This window comes from Flavobacterium sp. 270, assembly GCF_004368785.1.
In the GTDB taxonomy this organism is placed as follows: domain Bacteria; phylum Bacteroidota; class Bacteroidia; order Flavobacteriales; family Flavobacteriaceae; genus Flavobacterium.
In genome coordinates this window covers 383,955-402,381 of the sequence record NZ_SODM01000004.1, presented here as the reverse complement: position 1 = coordinate 402,381, position 18,427 = coordinate 383,955, and the positions used below count along the sequence as shown (strand labels likewise).

Here is an 18,427-nt window from a genome sequence, read left to right as displayed (position 1 = left end):
TATGAAAATGACCACATAAACCAATTTACTGCCCGCTGTATTGTGCCTCATAAATGCAGCAAGCAAACCGAAAATAACCTGCATATTATTACAACTTATTACAAACTAACTGACCTAACCTCTAAAATTAAAGAAATGAAAAAAAATGTATTTTTATTTTTTCTTGCCCTTTTTGCCGTCCTTTTTACCGGATGTCAAAATAACGAATCAGGATTTCCTAGTTCTGATAACCCTACGGTAGTAGTATCGACCAAAGAAATTTACGGTGCACCAAGTAGAAAATTTGAAATTAAAGCCGCTCTTGCCGATGACTTAGGATTAAAGAGTGTACGAATTCAAATTCCGGAATTATCTCTGGACAAACTAATCACGTTTGCCTCAGATCCTTTACTTAAAACTTATGATTTAGATTACTTCTTTGAAATTCCGGCTAATCGAGGAACTTCAGAAGCATTCAAAATAAAACTAACAACAACAGACGTTTCAGGAAATGCTGTAGACGAAGAGATCAATCTGCGTTTAGACGGAGAATTTGCTGCGCCGTCAATCACTATGGTTACACCAAAAGAAGGCGCTGTTATCTTGTTATCTACAAGCAATCAAATGCCGGTAAATTTTGTTGTAAACGACGATTCAGGAATTGATTTTGTACAAGTAAAATGTGACGCTCTTGGTATTAATGAAACCGTTCAATTAACAGGTTCACCTCAATCGTATACTTTCAATAAAACCTATACACTGCCCGTAACCGCTGCAGATTACGTATTGACAATTACAGCAAAAGACAAATTTGCGATTCCAAATACAGGAAGTTTAAATGTAAATATTGTAGCAACAAACGAATATCCGGCAATTTATCTGTGCGATCAGCCAAAAGGCACAAGTCTTACAACAGATGCGGTTGGAGTTCCGATGTATTTTCACGAAAAAGACGGACAAGATTTTACATTCAAATATTATGCAGATAAAGACAATAAAGAAGTGTATTTCTTAGGTCAGGAATCTGATTTTGCACCACACTGTTTTGGTTTAAATCCTGCCGGCGAATTGGTGGATGATGTTGCTGGAACGCCAATTATTTTACCAACAAAAGGATATTATGTAATTAAAGTAAATCCAAACACCTTAAAATATACTGCAACAAAATATACACCGTCTAGCAAAGTATGGGCGAATATCGCCAACGGATTATGGCATGACGATGCAGCACTTAGAAAACCTTTTGTTAGTGTATGTGGAGGCGGAATCCAAGGTGCAACCTGGGATACCTGGGACGCCTGGACACATACAGAACTCCATTTAGCAAACAATGCAAGTAATCCGTATCAATTGGTTGGAGAATATACGCTTACGGGAACTTTAGAAGCGACTTTTACTGGTCAATGGTGGGATCCTTCGTGGAGATTAATCAAAAACGGAATTGCTACCATGTCGCCAGGCGAAAATGGCAACGCTAAATATCCTGCAGCGCCGGGAGTTTACAAAGTAGTTCTGGATACCGAGTTGGAAAGAGTATTTATAACAAAAAAATAATGGATTATCATTTTGTTATACCATTTTAAAAAATAAAACATCTTAATATGAAATATAAATATAAATATATAGGATTTTTAATTGCCATAATGTGCACTGCTGTGTCGTTTGGACAAGTAAAAATAAAAGGTACTGTTAAGGACAAAACCAATGTACCAATTCCGGGAGTAAACATAGTGGTAAAAGGAACAAGCGCTAATGCAGCAACAGATTTTGATGGAAAGTACGAAATCAACGTTCCGAATACAAATGCGCAGCTTGAGTTTTCGTTTGTTGGTTTTACCAATAAATTAATAACCGTTGGAAATCAGACACAAATTAATGTGGTGATGGAAGAATCCAGTCAGGCTCTGGATGAAATTGTAGTTGTAGGTTATGCAGCCGTAAAAAAGAGCGATGTAACCAGTTCGATTTCTTCCATAAAAGGAAAAGAACTTCAAACTATGACGGTTGGTAACGTTACAGAATCTTTGCAGGGAAAAGTTGCGGGAGTTCAGGTAACGGGACAAGGCGGGCCGGGAGCACAGCCAAGAGTTTTAATCCGTGGTATTTCTACCGTAAATCTAGATACAGCACCGCTTTATGTAGTAGATGGAATTCCGATGGGAACAAGTATCAACTTTTTGAGCAACAACGAGATCGAATCTATGGAGGTTTTGAAAGATGCTTCTGCAAGTGCAATCTACGGTTCTCGTGCCTCAAATGGAGTTATTTTGATTACCACTAAAAAAGGAAAAGCCGGAAAAACAAGATTTAATTTTGATACCAGTTCGGGTTTTAAAATCATGGAAAACCCATATAATATGGCCGATGCTGTAGGTTATGCCACAATTATGAATAAGGCGTATAACAATTCTGGTTATGCCGATTATCTGCCAAATCCATCGCAATACCAAGGAAAAACTACCGATTGGTGGAAAGCCGGAATTAGAGGCGGAAGCCCTGTAACAAATGCTTCTTTGGGAGTTTCCGGAGGTACAGATAAACACACTTTTGCAGTAAGCTTAAATTACTATGATGAAGAATCAATGTATGAAGTTGGAGGCTGGGAAAGAATCACAATGAGAATCAATAACGATTATAAATTCTCTGATAAATTTTCTGCAGGAATCACCTTAAACCCACGTTATGAAAAATGGGGCGGACCTAGCAATTTTGCAGATTTTGATAAAATCGATCCAATTACGCCAATTTACAAACTAGCAGATCAATTAACGGGTTTAGAAAATGAATACAGCATCTATGCGCGTTCTCCATCGTATGTTTGGAATCCCGTTGCAGCCGTAAAAAGATACGACGATTACACCAAACAATACAACCTAAACACAAACGGATATTTGCAATACATACCAATAAAAGGTTTAGTAATTCGTACGCAAGGATCTATAGAAGTGGGTAATAAAGTGCAAAGTATCTTTAGACCCGATTTTATAATTGATGCTGCTCACGAAAAAGCAGAAATCAACAGCGTAGAAAGAAGAGCGACTACAAATGCCGACTGGACTTGGCAGACTACAGCAACGTATTCTAAAGTATTTGCAGCAAAACACAATGCAAGTTTAATGGTAGGTTCTACTATGGAAGAATACAATGCCAATGATGTTTGGGGTTATGGAGAAGGAGTGCCAAACAACTCAGAATCGATGCGAGAAGTGAGTGCAGCTACAAAAAACAGAAACAGCAGCGGTACAAGCTGGTCAAGTTCTTTACTATCTTATATTTCCCGTCTTTCTTATAACTACGATGGTAAATATTATTTTACAGGAACATTTAGACGTGACGGTTCTTCAAAATTTATGCAGAACAACAAATGGGCAAATTTCCCTTCAGCATCAGTTTCATGGAGAATTCTTAACGAAGGTTTTATGGAGTCTACAAAAGGTGTTTTAAGTGATTTGAGATTTAGAGCAGGCTGGGGTAAAGTAGGAAATCAAGGTTTGCCAACTGCCGTTTATCAGTCTAATATCGGACACGGATTTTATCCAATTGGCGGTGTTACAGCCGATACTTCGTTCCCGTCTAGTATGGCAAACAAAGACATTAAATGGGAAACCGTAGAAGATATGAGTTTTGGTATTGATTTCGGATTATGGAAAAACAAACTAACCGGATCTTTAGAATATTACCAGAAAAAGACAGAAGATATGTTGTTTGTAAAACAATTTCCAACTTACAGCGGTTTTCCAAACTATTCTACAATCTGGACAAATGTAGGTTCAATGCAGTCAAAAGGAATCGATTTATTGGTTTCTTATAAAGATAAAAAAGGAGATTTTACCTATGGTGTAGACGTAACTTTTACAACTGTTGATGTCGAAATGTTGTCTTTATCTTCTGAAGGAGAAAGACTTTACGGATCTGGAAACAGAACATTAACAGTAAAAGGAGAAGAGCCAGGCTATTTCTACGGATATGTTGCTGATGGATTATTCCAGAACCAAACCGAATTAAATTCTCATACAGACAATAACGGAACAAAATTACAGCCTTATGCACAAGTAGGAGATATTCGTTTTAAAGATGTAAACGGCGACGGAAAATTAGACGACAAAGACAGAACAAAAATTGGTTCGCCTTGGGCAGATTATAATGTTGGTCTGAATTTGACATTTGCTTACAAGCAATTTGATTTAGTAGCCAATTTTTATTCAAGCATCGGAAATGATATTGTAAATCAAAACATTTCAGATTTGTATAACGGAGCGAGTTTAACCAACAAAGTAAACGGTTTAGACCAAATGGCGTGGCACGGAGAAGGAACTTCTAATTATGTACCGCGTTTATCTAAAGACGATAATAACGAAAACTTTACCAAATTCTCTTCTTTTTATGTTGAAGACGGTTCTTTTGTGCGCATGAAAAACTTACAGCTTGGCTATTCATTTTACAACCAATTTGGTTTAGACAAATTGAGAATATCACTATCAGGCCAAAATTTATGGACATGGACAAACTATTCTGGTGTTGATCCGGAAGTTGGAGGAGGAAATCCTGATGATGGAGACAGAGTAAAAGGTTCAGGTTTTGGAGGATGGAACTACCCAGTACAGCCAACAATTTTATTAGGTCTTAATGTAGCATTTTAATAGTAAGAAAAATGAAAAAAATATTAGTATCAATACTAGCTTTTGCTGCAGTAACAGTTTCTTGCAGTGATTTTATCGAAAAAGACGAAAGAGGAGTTCAGACCATAGAAAACTACTTTCAAACCGCTCAGGAATGCGAAAATTATGTAAACGAATTAACACGCAGATTATTAATTCCGAACGATTGGTACGCTTTAGTTGCACCAAGAGTAACCAACGAAATGGCAACAGATGATGCCTGGATGGGAAACACGGGACAAGATAACTCTGCCCACAGACCGTCGTCTCAATATCTGATAACACCAGACAATATGGGAGATATGAATAGTGCTTATACGGCTCATTTTTACACCATACAATCTGCAAATATTGGTTTAGAGAGAATAGCAGCATCACCCATTACCGATGCTCAAAAAAATCAATATATAGGAGAATCGTTATTCGTTCGTGCTTATTGTTATTACGAATTAGTAAATCTTTTTGGAGGAGTACCATTATATACCACTTCACTTGGAACAGCAGATTTAAAATTACAGCGCAGTACAGCCGAAGAAGTGTACGCACAAATAGAAGCCGATCTTAAAGAATCGGCCACAAAACTAGAAAACATACCAGCAGCAAGAAACGGAAGAATCAACAAATGGGCAGCTTACGCGTTATTAGCTCGTGTATCATTGTTTCAGGAAAAATGGGCAGAAGCAAAAACCTATTCCAACAAAGTAATCACAGAAGGACCATTTACATTAGAAACCAATTTCTTAAACATCTGGAATGTAAACAATCATAATGGTGTAGAATCTATTCTGGAAGCACAATCTTCAGATGTACAGGACAAAAACTTAGGGTCAATGCTGCCAACTTTATCTGGAGCAAGAGGCGAAGACAAGAAAAACTTCCCAAGCAACGACGCACAAGATGTTCTTGACGGATGGGGATGGTGTATGCCAACAAGTGATTTAGAAAATGCCTATCTTTCAGAAAATGATGTTGTTCGTCGTAGAAGCACCATTACAAAATGGGGAGAAGCAGCTTACGGAGATGAGGTTTTAAATCCAACGCACAAATTCAGTTTAAGCGATAACAAATCAGGACGTATCTGTCGTAAATATTATATTCCGATAGCAACACGCCGCGCATTAGACAAAAAAGACGGACACTTACCATTAAACATTCCGTTGATCCGTTTAGCAGAAATGTATTTAACGAGAGCAGAAGCAAGCTATCATACAAGCGGAGACGCATTGGCAGATATTAATATTATCAGAGCGCGTGTACAATTAGAGCCAAAAACAAATTTGTCAGGAGCAACACTTCTAAAACAAATTTACAAAGAGCGTCGTTTAGAATTAGCTTTTGAAGGATTACGTTTATACGATATTCGTCGTGAAAAAGACCCAACAACAGGAAAACCTGTAATCGAAACCTTAATGGGACCAAACGGAACTTTTGTGCAATATAATTTAAGTTCGACAGATCCGTACGAAACTACGAATACAAGAGAATCTCAGGATAAAGGAATCAATTTTAACCCTGCTAAAAACCTTTTGTGGCCAATTCCACAATTAGAAATCGATTTGAGTGGCGGACTAATCAAACAAAATCCTGGTTATTAAAATGAAATTTATAAACAACAATAAAGTAAGTCTGCTGTGTGCAGGCTTGCTTTTCGCCAACACTTTTTTAGTTGGCTGTGAATCTGAAAATTCAAATACTTCAAATACAGAAAATTCGGCAGTAACAGAGCTAAAAGTAAATCTGGATATGAACCTTCAAACGATGGAAAGCTTTGGTGCATCTGATGCCTGGCAGTGTAACTTCATTGGAAAAAATTGGCCTTTAGAAAAAAGAAATAAAATCGCCGATTTATTATTCAGCAATGAAGTCGATGCAGACGGAAATCCAAAAGGAATCGGACTTTCGTTATGGCGCTTTAATCTTGGTGCTGGAAGTACAGAGCAAGGCGACGCAAGTGATATTACAGACGAATGGAGACGTACCGAATGTTTTACCACAAACGGAGTTACGTACGATATGAACAAACAATCGGGGCAGGTTTGGTTTATGAAAGCAGCAAGAGCGCGCGGCGTTTCTAAATTATTAGCTTTCACGAATAGTGCTCCAGTGTACTTAACCCAAAACGGAAAAGCGCACGCAACAATAAAAGAATTCTACAATCTAAAAGACGGAAAAATGCCAGAACTGGCAGATTTCTGGACAACATCTTTAGAAAAATTAAAATCAGAACACGGTTTAACAATAGATTACGTAAGTCCGTTTAACGAACCGCAATACGAGTGGGACGGAAGCGGACAAGAAGGTTCTCCGGCAACAAATGCTAATATTTACACTTTCGTGAATGTGCTTTCGCCAAAACTAAAAGCAAAAGGATTAGAATCTCAAATTGTAGTTGGAGAAGCCGGGTCTTACGAATCGTTGTACAAAACAGTAGTAGGAAAAGAAAGCAGATCCAATCAAATCGATTATTTCTTTGCAGCAAATTCGGCTAAAAATATTGCCAGTTTAAGTAATGTAAAGAAAACCATTTCAGGACACAGCTACTGGCAGGCTTGGCCTTTAAGTACTTTGATTTCGTCAAGACAAGATGCAGCATCAAGAATTCAGTCAGTCGGTGGAGTTAGTCTTTGGTCGTCAGAATATAGTATTTTAGAAGCTCCGGGAACAGCAGAACTTCCGGGTGGAGCAGGACCGGGAAGAGATTTGGGAATGCAGACCGCTTTATGGACCGCTCGTATTATCAGTTCAGATATTGCTATTGGAGGTGTTACTTCCTGGCAATGGTGGACAGCAGTTAGCCGTGGTGATTACAAAGACGGTTTAGTTCACGTAGACGATGGTAATAGCAAAGGAGCCGGAGATGCCAATTATTGTAAAAACGACGGATACATCAGAGATGCCAAAACACTTTGGGCTTTAGGAAACTTTTCATTCTTCGTAAAACCGGGAATGGTAAGAGTGGTAATTCCAGAAATTGACAACGCAGCTGCAACAACAGGTGTAATGCTGACAGCGTACAAAGACGCCACAGCAAAAAAGTTAGTAATTGTAGCTGTAAACATGAATAATTCGGCAAAAACATACAAACTAAACCTTTCTGGCGGAGCATTAATAGACAATAAATTTACACCATACACTACTTCTGAAACTTTAAGTTTGAAAAAAGGAACTGCTGTAGATGCAGCAAGTTTTGAAATTCCTGCAAAGTCAGTAGTAACTTATGTTGGAATGTATAAGTAATAGTAAAAATTAACCGCAAAGTTCACAAAGAAAAAACGCAAGGTTCGCAAAGCTTGAATTAAACTTTGCGACCCTTGCGAAACCCTTGCGCTCTTTGCGGTTAAATTAAAACATGAATAATAAATAATGAGAAAAATATACATCTCGCTTTTACTGCTCACAACTTCCCTGACATTTGCGCAGCGAACCATTAGCATCAACACAGATCATGTAGTCCAGACAATGGATGGTTTTGGAGGTTCTGATGCTTGGAGAATACAGTTTGTCGGCAAAAACTGGCCTGAGCAAAAAAGAAACGCCATTGCCGATTTATTATTTAGCAAAGAAATTGATGCACAAGGAAATCCAAAAGGAATCGGACTTTCTATCTGGAGATTTAATCTCGGTGCAGGAAGTACAGAACAAGGAGAAAACAGCAAAGTATCTGACGAATGGAGAAGAAGTGAATGTTTCCTAAATGCCGACGGAACTTACGATTTTTCCAAACAAGAAGGTCAAAGATGGTTTTTACAGGCAGCTAAAAAACGCGGCGTCGAAAAATTCCTGATATTCACCAATAGTCCGCCCGTTTATATGACAAACAACGGATTAGCTTTTTCCTCTCAAAAGAATAAACTGAATCTAAAAGATGGCGCAATTCCAAAATTTGCCGATTTCTTAGTTCAAAGTATTCAGGGATTAGAGAAAAAAGAAGGAATCAAATTCGAGTATGTAAGTCCATTAAACGAGCCGCAATGGGAATGGATGGCGGGTAACAACGGAACCAACAGTCAGGAAGGAACGCCGGCCACGAATCAGGAAATTTACGAGGTAACCAAAGCACTTTCAGACAAACTGAAAGCGAATAAAATGAGTACCGAAATTGTAGTTGCAGAAGCGGCACAAATCAATTATTTGTATGAAAATGTAAATGGCGAAAACCGTGACAATCAAATCGATTATTTCTTCGGAAAAACCAAAACCAATATTTCGAAACTTCCAAACGTAAAAAATGTCATTTTAGGACACAGCTATTTTACGACTTGGCCAGTTGACAAACAAGTTTTGAGCAGAAAATTAATCGCTGCAGAAATAAAGCAAAAACCGGGATTAAAATACTGGCAGTCTGAATATTGTATTTTAGAAAACCCCGGAGAAGCAGAGATTCCCGGCGGCTCTGGAGGCGAAAGAGACTTAGGAATGCAGACCGCACTTTTTGTAGCAAGATTAATTCACAATGATATTGCAGTTGCCAACGCAGCTTCATGGCAATGGTGGACATCCTTAACAAGAGTAGATTACAAAGACGGATTAATTTATCTGGACGATGGAAAAAGCAACGGCGGAACAGAACCCAATTACGTTAGAAACGATGGTCAGTTTCACGATTCTAAACTGCTTTGGGCATTAGGAAATTATTCCTTGTTTGTACGTCCCGGAATGTTGAGAGTAGATGTTCCAAACCAAGATGAAGCCGCTGCCGCGAATGATGTAATGTTGACCGCCTACAAAGATACAGCCAATAAAAAACTGATCATAGTAGCCGTAAACTGCGGAAAAGACAATCAGAAATATAAATTCAATTTATTAAAAGGACAACTGAAAAACAACGAATTAACGCCTTATATTACAGCAGAAAATTCAAACTTAAAAAGAAGCGAAATTCAAAAAGCAGATAATTTAGAAATCCCGGAAAAATCAATAGTAACTTTTGTGGGGGAACTTCAGTTTTAGTTTTTAGTTTTTTGTTTCAGGTTTTAGGTTTCAAGTTTCAAGTTTGAAATGCGGGGCTTCGACTTCGCTCAGGAAGACATTGATAGTCGTTTTTGTCTGGCTAAATAGATTTGTCAGGCTGAGCGAAGTCGAAGCCCCGCAACGGAGAACCTGAAACCTGAAACCTAAAACAAAAATAAACACAATAACAAATAGCTCAGAACCTTAGAATCTCAGCAACTTAGCACCTAAAAAAAAATGTTTAGAAAAAAAATCATTCTACCCGTACTTCTCTTCTCCTGCATGTCGGCATTCAGCCAGATATCATTTGGAGATTCACAAAAAATAAATAACAACTGGAAATTCAATTTGCAAGATACACCTGACGCGCAAAACGGAACATTCGACGACAGCAAATGGCAGTCTGTAAACGTGCCGCACGACTGGAGCGTAAAAGGACAATTGAGTCCAACTTTAGCGAGTTGCACAGGTTATCTTCCGGGCGGAATTGCCTGGTACAGAAAAGCAATCAATATTCCGCAAAGTAAAAGCGGCGAAAAAGTATATCTATATTTTGAAGGCGTTTACAACAGAAGCGAAGTTTTCATCAACGGACATTCGTTAGGAAAACGTCCAAACGGTTATATTTCATTTGCTTATGATGCGACTGAGTTTGTAAAATTTGGAGGAGAAAATACGATTTCCGTAAAAGTAGACCACAGTCAAAGCGCCGATTCAAGATGGTACACCGGTTCTGGAATTTATAGAAATGTATGGTTGGTATATTCAAATCCTGTTCACATTGCGCAATGGGGAGTTTATGCATATCCAGAAGTAAATAAAGGAAACGGAACTTTAAATGTTGAGGTTGATGTAGAAAACGGATCAAAAGCAAAAACAAGTCTTACTGTTGTAAACGAACTTTTCTCAAAAGACGGAAAATCAGTAGCAAAAGCAACCAATAAAGTAGAAGTTGCCGGAAATCAAAACGGAAAAATTGCTGCTAAATTAAATGTCAAAAATCCACAATTATGGGATTTAGACAATCCAAATTTATATCAGCTAAAAACAACTGTTTTAAAAGACGGAAAACAAATTGACCAAACTGTAACACAAACTGGTTTCAGAACTTTTACATTCGACCCAAATAATGGTTTTTCATTAAACGGAAAAGGAATGAAAATGAAAGGTGTTTGTCTGCACCACGATGCCGGAGTTTTAGGTTCTGCAGTGCCTAGAGAAGTTTGGAAAACAAGATTGAAAACATTAAAAGAAATAGGAGTAAATGCCATTCGTACAAGTCATAATCCGCAAGCGCCCGACTTTTATGAACTTTGTGACGAATTAGGATTATTGGTTTTAAACGAAGCATATGACGAATGGGAATTTCCAAAACGCAAATGGCTGGAAGGCTGGAATTACGGAACTCCGGGATTTGAAGGTTCGTTTGATATTTTTGCCAATTGGGGAGAAAAAGATTTAGAAGACTTTGTACGCCGCGATAGAAATCATCTTTCTGTTTTTGGCTGGAGTATTGGTAACGAAGTAGATTATCCAAACGATCCGTATTCGCATCCAGTTCTGGACAAAGGAAAAGACGGTTTCGGACAAGCAGCATACGGCGGTTACAAAAAAGATGCGCCAGATGCCATGCGTTTGGGAGCTATTGCAAAACGTTTGGTTGCAGCCGTAAAAAAATACGACAAATCACGCCCGACAACTGCAGGTTTAGCCGGAGTTGCGATGTCTAACGAAACGGAATATCCGGGTGCCTTAGACATTACAGGATACAATTATACCGAAAGCAAATACCAATCAGATCACGAAAAATATCCAAACCGAGTAATCTTTGGAAGTGAAAATGTTCACGATATGGATCCGTGGCTAGCCGTAAAAAACAACAAATTCATCTTCGGACAATTTTTATGGACCGGAATTGATTATTTAGGAGAATCAGGAAGATGGCCTTCAAGAGGATTTTATTCCGGATTAGTAGATTTTGCAGGCGTAATCAAGCCAAGAGGATATTTCCGTCAGTCATTATGGTCAGAAAAACCAATGGTATATATTGGAACTTATCCATTAAAAAATGAAAAAGACATTTCTAAAGATGCGTGGGCAATCTGGAATTACGAAGCTGGACAAAAAATTCGTGTAGTTTGTTATACCAACGCAGCAAAAGCACGTTTAGAATTAAACGGAAAAGTGATTGGAGAAACTAAATTATACGACCAAAAAACAGGAATCATTTATTGGGATATTCCATTTACATCTGGAAAATTAGAAGCAATTGGTTTAGATGCAAACGACAAAGAAGTAAGCCGTTATGCAATTAATTCGACACAACAACCAGTAGAATTGACAATTGCAGACAAAGACATCACGATTGCAAAAGATAAAGGCGTTGCCAAAATCATGGTTCAGGTAAAAGATCAAAACGGACTTCCTGTAATGCTTTCAGACAATGAAATTACCTGTAGTATTCAAGGTTCGGGAACTTTATTAGGACTGGAAGCCGGAAACAACAGCGACATGACTGATTATACAGACAATGTGCAGCGTGTTTTCCACGGACATATTGCGGCATATATTCAGTCAAACGGAGATTCGACAGCACCTATAAAAGTTACTTTTACAAGCCAATGGTTAAAACCGGTTGAGGTTACAATTAATGTAAAATAAGCTAAAGAATTTTGCAAGATTTCAGACCTGACAAGTTTTTAAACGTGTCAGGTCTAATTATATAGCTGTATAATAAAAATTTCATTATATTTACAAGTGTAGAACTTACACATAACCACACACAATGAAACCACAACACTTACTCACTATGGCAATAGGAGCAATTTTCCTATCTGTTACATCAAACGCACAAAACAAAACTTTCGCAAAAGAAGAGTTCAAACAATGGGCTCAAACTCCGCCAATGGGATGGAACAGCTGGGACTGCTACGGACCAACGGTAGAAGAACACGAAGTAAAAGCCAATGCCGATTATATGGCAAAAGAGCTCAAGAAATACGGCTGGGAATATATCGTAGTCGACATTCGATGGTTTGTAGAAAACGACAAAGCAGGAGGTTACAACCAAACCGATCCGAGATATGTAATAGATCAATACGGAAGATATCTGCCAGCTGTAAACCGTTTTCCGTCAGCAAAAGACGGACAAGGATTTAAACCTTTAGCAGATTACATTCATAAAAAAGGATTGAAATTCGGAATCCATATTATGCGCGGTATTCCTAAAAAAGCTGTTGAAGACAAAATGCCAATAAAAGGCGCAAACGGAATCACAGCCGATCAAGTTTACACTACAGCTTTGCAATGCGAATGGCTGAAAGATAATTATACCGTACTTGCAGACAAACCGGGAGCACAGGAATATTACAATTCGATATTTGAATTGTATGCACAATGGGGTGTAGATTTTATTAAAATTGATGATTTATCAAGACCGTATCACGAAGGTGAAATCAACCTAATTAGAAATGCGATAGACAAATGCGGACGCAAAATTGTATTAAGTACATCGCCGGGAGAAACACCAATTTCTGCCGCACCGCACGTAACCACGCACGCCAATATGTGGAGAATGGTAGACGATGTTTGGGACACTTGGCCACACATCACACACTTAATGGAAGTAGCTCAAAAATGGTATCCGTACATCGCGCCGGGAACATGGCCAGACTGCGATATGATTCCGCTAGGAAGAATTTCAGTGAGAGGAGAACGCGGTAATGATAGAATGACACGCTTAACCAAAGACGAACAATATACCTTAATAACATTCTTTAATATCTTCAAATCACCATTATTTTTTGGTGGAGATTTACCAAGCAACGACGCTTTTACGTTATCCTTATTAAGGAACAAAGAAGTGGTAAAAATGCATAACGAAAGCACCGCTGTAAAACAACTTTTCCAGAAAGACGGGAAAATTGCCGTGACTTCAAAAAATGCAAAAGACGGAAGCGTTTATTTAGCATTATTCAATATTTCGGATACAAATTCAGAAAAAGTTGCTGTAAATCTTTCAGACCTAAATCTTTCTGGAAAAGTAGAATTGACCAATTTATGGACGGGCGAAAAATCGAATCTTTCGTCAAGCGAAATTGCCGCAGATTTAAAACCGCACAGTTGTGTTTTATATCAGCTAAAAGCTAAAAAATAATGAGAAAGAAACTGCAAAATAGTTTGTTAGGTCTATTATCGCTTTTTGGCGTTGTATTTTTATTCTCCGGATTCAGATTAAAAACAACGACAGAAAAACCAGATAAAGTATATCTTTTTGCTTATTCAACTTTAAAAAATAATGGTAAAAACGGACTTCATTTTGCGTGGAGCAGCGATCAGAAAAACTGGTTCGGAATCGGTCCGGAATTTAGTTTTTTAAAATCAGATTACGGAAGCTGGGGACCAACAGGCAAAAGCATGTCTCAGGCTTTTTTATTTAAAGATAATAACGGAATTTTTCATTGTTTTTGGGGTGTAAAAGATGATGTTTTTGCACACACATCAAGTAAAGATTTGATCACCTGGAAAAGACAGAATTATGTTCCTGCAATGAAAGAATTTGTAAAAAATCAAGGAGAAAAAGGAATCATTGAAAACGTAGAAGTAAGTCAAAAAAACGATCAATATTTCATTCACTGGATTTCGGGAAACAAAAAATATTACAATTCCACCAAAGATTTTAAAACCTACACCGAAACAAAACCAGACACAGAAACGCTTCAATTAAAAAGCGAGATTACGATACAAGGACAACTGGAAAAAGGGACCATGATGCAGGTTGATTACAGCTTTGTGGAAGCGTTGATTAAAACCATGCAGGCATCAAAATTTAAAGAAAAACAAAACAATACCTCGCCAAAAAGCGACAGTTTGATGTTTTTAGGTTTAAAACCAATCAAAGCCGAAATTACGATAAACGGAAAGCAATCTAAAAAAATCAGCAATATGCTGACAGGTGTTTTCTTTGAAGATATAAATTACGCTGCAGACGGCGGTTTGTACGCAGAGTTGATCCAAAATCGTGATTTTGAATATGCGTTAACGGATAAAAAAGGAAGTGATGCAAAATGGAATGCATCAATGGCCTGGAGCGGTGATTTTAAAATCGAAAAAGAAAACCCCATTCATGTTAATAATCCAAACTATGCCGTAATTACAAAAGGGACAATAAGCAATTCTGGTTTTGATGGAATTTCGCTTAAAGCGAATGAAAAGTACGATTTCAGCATATTTGCTAAAGGAGCAAAATGTGTTGTAAAACTAAAAAGTACAACCGGAGAAACACTTGCAGAAGCAACATTAGCACCAAACAACAATTGGAAAAAATTTAATGTTACATTAAAAGCAGCCAAAACAGTTACAGATGCACATTTAGAAATTTCTACTAACGGTGAAACAGCTGTAGATATGGTTTCGCTTTTTCCGCAAAAGACTTTCAAAAATCATAAAAACGGACTTCGATTAGATCTTGCAGAAACCATTGCAGATTTGCATCCTAAGTTTGTGCGTTTTCCCGGAGGCTGTGTTGCACACGGTGACGGAATCCATAATATTTACAAATGGAAAAACACAATCGGACCGATAGAAGCTCGTATTCCAATGCGTAATATCTGGGGATATCACCAATCTATGGGATTGGGTTATTTTGAATATTTTCAGTTTTGCGAAGATATGGGCGCAGTTGCAGTTCCCGTTTTAGCGGCGGGAGTTCCTTGCCAGAATTCTTCAGACGGAGGCGCGGGACAACAATTCGGAATCCCGATGCAAGAAATGGACGAATATGTGCAGGATGTTTTAGATTTGATTGAATATGCCAACGGAAGCGTAACTACCAAATGGGGAAAAAAACGTGCCGAAGCCGGTCATCCAAAACCGTTCGATTTAAAATATATTGGCATCGGAAACGAAGATTTAATCAGCGATGTATTTGAAGAACGTTACAGAATGATTGTAAAAGCCGTACAGCAAAAATATCCTGAAATTATCGTAATCGGAACCGTAGGCCCATTTAATGAAGGTACAGATTATAACGAAGGCTGGGCAATAGCCGATGATCTAAAACTGCCCATTGTAGACGAACATTATTACCAAAGTCCAGGCTGGTTTATCAATAATCAGAACTTTTATGATGGCTATGACCGTTCTAAATCAAAAGTATATTTAGGCGAATATGCTTCTTGGGGAAACAAATTTTATAATGCTCTGGCAGAAGCTTTGTATCTTACTGGTATAGAACGTAATGGAGATGTTGTAGAAATGGCTTCTTACGCGCCATTATTAGCCCGCGAAAAACACACACAATGGAATCCCGATTTGATTTATTTTAATGGAAATGAAGTAAAACCAACCGTAAATTATTTTGTACAACAACTTTACGGACAAAATCCGGGAAATGTTTATATAGAAAGCACAGTGAAACTTTCAGATACCAATGATGAGGTAAACAAACGTATCGGAGTATCTGTAGTACAGGATAATAACTCAGGAGATTTGATTGTAAAATTGGTCAACGTACTTCCGGCCGCTGTAACTCCGTCAATTTTTATTAAAGATTTGGCAACGACAGAAAATGTTGTTTATACTTCATTTTCGGGTAATCCGGAAAATACAACAGCAAGACCAATAACACAGCATATGACGTTGAAAGAAGCGTTTTCAAAAGAATTGCCACCTTATTCTTTTACCGTAATACGCATTAAAACAAAATAAACTGCATTGTTTTTTCTAAAATTAACGCAGTATAAAAACAGAATAAAATAATGAAAAAATCAAAATTTACCCTTGTATTATTTTTAGCGGTTTTAACCTTTTTACAAGCGCAGCAAAAAGAAGCAGGAACACCGCCGGCAATTGCAGAAAAAGACCTTACAGCCTATTTATTTGTGTATTTTACCGGAAATAAAGTAGAGCAGGAGGCGGTTTGCTATGCAGTAAGCGCAGACGGATATCATTATTATCATCTTAACGACAACAAACCCGTTATAGACAGTAAAGTAATCAGCTCGACAGGCGGCGTACGTGATCCGCATATTTTGCGTGGTGATGACGGTAAAACTTTTTATATGGTTTTAACCGATATGACTTCATCAAAAGGCTGGGACAGTAACCGCGCAATGGTTTTACTAAAAAGCACTGATCTTGTAAAATGGGAAAGCAGTAAAGTAAATATTCAGACCGCATTTTCCGGAAACGAAGATCTAAAAAGAGTCTGGGCACCACAGACTATTTACGATGCCAAAGCCGGAAAGTATCTGATTTATTTCAGTATGAAGCATGGTAATGATCCCGATAAAATTTATTACGCTTATGCGAATAAGGATTTCACGGCTTTAGAAAGTGCACCAAAATTACTGTTTGTTCCAAAATCAAAAGGCGCTTGTATCGACGGAGATATTATAGAAAAAGACGGCGTTTATCATCTTTTTTATAAAACAGAAACCGAAACTGCAGGAATAAAAACAGCGACAACAACCGATTTAACTTCCGGAAACTGGACAGAAAAAGACAATTATGTACAGCCAACCAATGAATCTGTAGAAGGTTCCAGTGTATTCAAATTAAACAATTCCGACGATTATATTTTGATGTATGATGTTTATAAAAAAGGAAGATATCAATTTACCAAAAGCAAGGATTTAGAAAATTTTACGGTAATCGATAATGATATTTCGATGGATTTTAAGCCGCGCCACGGAACGATTCTGCCGATAACACGTTCAGAATTAAAAAGAATTACAGCTAAATGGGGAATGCCGGCAAAATATCCAAAAGTAAATAACAATCCGGTTTTAGAAGGCTATTACGCAGATCCCGATATTTTATATTCAAATAAAACCAAGAAATATTATATCTACCCAACAAGCGACGGTTTTGACGGCTGGTCGGGATATTATTTTAAAACTTTTTCATCTGATAATTTAGTAGATTGGAAAGACGAAGGGGTTATCTTAGATCTTAAAAAAGACGTGACTTGGGCCAATAGAAATGCATGGGCACCGTGTATTGTGGAGAAAAAAATAAAAGGAAAATACAAATACTTCTATTATTTTACGGCTGCACAAAAAATTGGTGTTGCTGTTTCAGACAGTCCGACAGGCCCTTTTAAAGACAGCGGAAAAGCTATTATAAGTTCAAAACCACAAGGAATAACAAACGGTCAGGAAATAGATCCAGACGTTTTTACAGATCCAAAAACAGGCAAAAGTTATTTGTATTGGGGAAATATGTACATGGCTGTCGCCGAATTAAACCCAGATATGGTTTCGCTAAAAGAAGGAAGCACCAAATTAATTAATGTCAATAAATCTTTCCGCGAAGGAACTTATGTAATTTACAGAAACGGAAAATATTATTTCTTTTGGAGCGAGGACGACACCAGAAGTCCGAAATATAAAGTGCGTTATGCAATTTCAAATTCGCCGACAGGTCCGCTGGAAATGCCGGAAAACAATATTGTAATTCAGGGAAATCCAGACGAAGGCATTTACGCCACTGGACATAATTCGGTTTTACAAATTCCAAACAAAGACGAATGGTACTTAACTTATCACAGATTCTCCTATCCAACCGGAATAAAAATGGGTGAGGCTGGAGGTTTTCACCGTGAAGTTTGTATTGATAAGTTAGAATTTAATGCAGATGGAACGATTAAACAAGTTGTTCCCACGCATCAGGGAATTCAAGGACTTAAATAACTTATTTTGGTTTTAATTGTAAAAAAGCTGCTCTACTTGTCCGGAGCAACTTTTTTTATGGATTATGTTTCGCTTTAAAAGATTTTGATTGCGTGCACGAGCGGGACGCTCGCACCAGCTGTCTAGAATATCGGCATCGCTAGCGCG

The 18,427-nt window shown here is 37.8% G+C and carries 9 protein-coding genes; all 9 read left to right on the top strand.

Annotated features, from left to right (window positions below):
* The first annotated feature begins 135 nt into the window (after window positions 1–135).
* The 9 genes from EV144_RS16310 to EV144_RS16270 all read left to right on the top strand — a co-directional run bounded on the left by EV144_RS16310 (window position 136) and on the right by EV144_RS16270 (window position 18,280).
* Window positions 136–1,533 (top strand): hypothetical protein, encoded by a 1,398-nt coding sequence (locus tag EV144_RS16310; protein WP_134150233.1) that lies wholly within the window; start codon window positions 136–138, stop codon window positions 1,531–1,533.
* A 47-nt stretch (window positions 1,534–1,580) separates the two neighbouring features.
* Window positions 1,581–4,619 (top strand): SusC/RagA family TonB-linked outer membrane protein, encoded by a 3,039-nt coding sequence (locus EV144_RS16305; RefSeq protein WP_134150232.1) that lies wholly within the window; start codon window positions 1,581–1,583, stop codon window positions 4,617–4,619.
* Window positions 4,620–4,630: 11 nt separating this feature from the next.
* Window positions 4,631–6,232: a RagB/SusD family nutrient uptake outer membrane protein gene (locus EV144_RS16300; protein WP_134150231.1), complete on the top strand. Its 1,602-nt coding sequence runs from the start codon at window positions 4,631–4,633 to the stop codon at window positions 6,230–6,232.
* A gap of 1 nt (window position 6,233) precedes the next feature.
* Window positions 6,234–7,874, top strand: a complete 1,641-nt coding sequence (locus EV144_RS16295; protein ID WP_134150230.1) for a glycoside hydrolase — start codon at window positions 6,234–6,236, stop codon at window positions 7,872–7,874.
* Between the two features lie 126 nt (window positions 7,875–8,000).
* Window positions 8,001–9,587: a glycoside hydrolase gene (locus tag EV144_RS16290; RefSeq protein ID WP_134150229.1), complete on the top strand. Its 1,587-nt coding sequence runs from the start codon at window positions 8,001–8,003 to the stop codon at window positions 9,585–9,587.
* Window positions 9,588–9,824: 237 nt separating this feature from the next.
* Window positions 9,825–12,248, top strand: a complete 2,424-nt coding sequence (locus EV144_RS16285; protein WP_134150228.1) for a sugar-binding domain-containing protein — start codon at window positions 9,825–9,827, stop codon at window positions 12,246–12,248.
* Window positions 12,249–12,372: 124 nt separating this feature from the next.
* A complete protein-coding gene (locus EV144_RS16280) occupies window positions 12,373–13,743 on the top strand; it encodes a glycoside hydrolase family 27 protein (protein ID WP_134150227.1) in 1,371 nt (456 codons plus the stop codon).
* Window positions 13,743–16,295, top strand: a complete 2,553-nt coding sequence (locus EV144_RS16275) for an alpha-L-arabinofuranosidase C-terminal domain-containing protein (protein ID WP_134150226.1) — start codon at window positions 13,743–13,745, stop codon at window positions 16,293–16,295. The genes EV144_RS16280 and EV144_RS16275 overlap by 1 nt, the downstream gene beginning before the upstream one ends.
* Window positions 16,296–16,345: 50 nt before the next feature.
* A complete protein-coding gene (locus EV144_RS16270; protein ID WP_134150225.1) occupies window positions 16,346–18,280 on the top strand; it encodes a family 43 glycosylhydrolase in 1,935 nt (644 codons plus the stop codon).
* The last annotated feature ends 147 nt before the right edge of the window (window positions 18,281–18,427 follow it).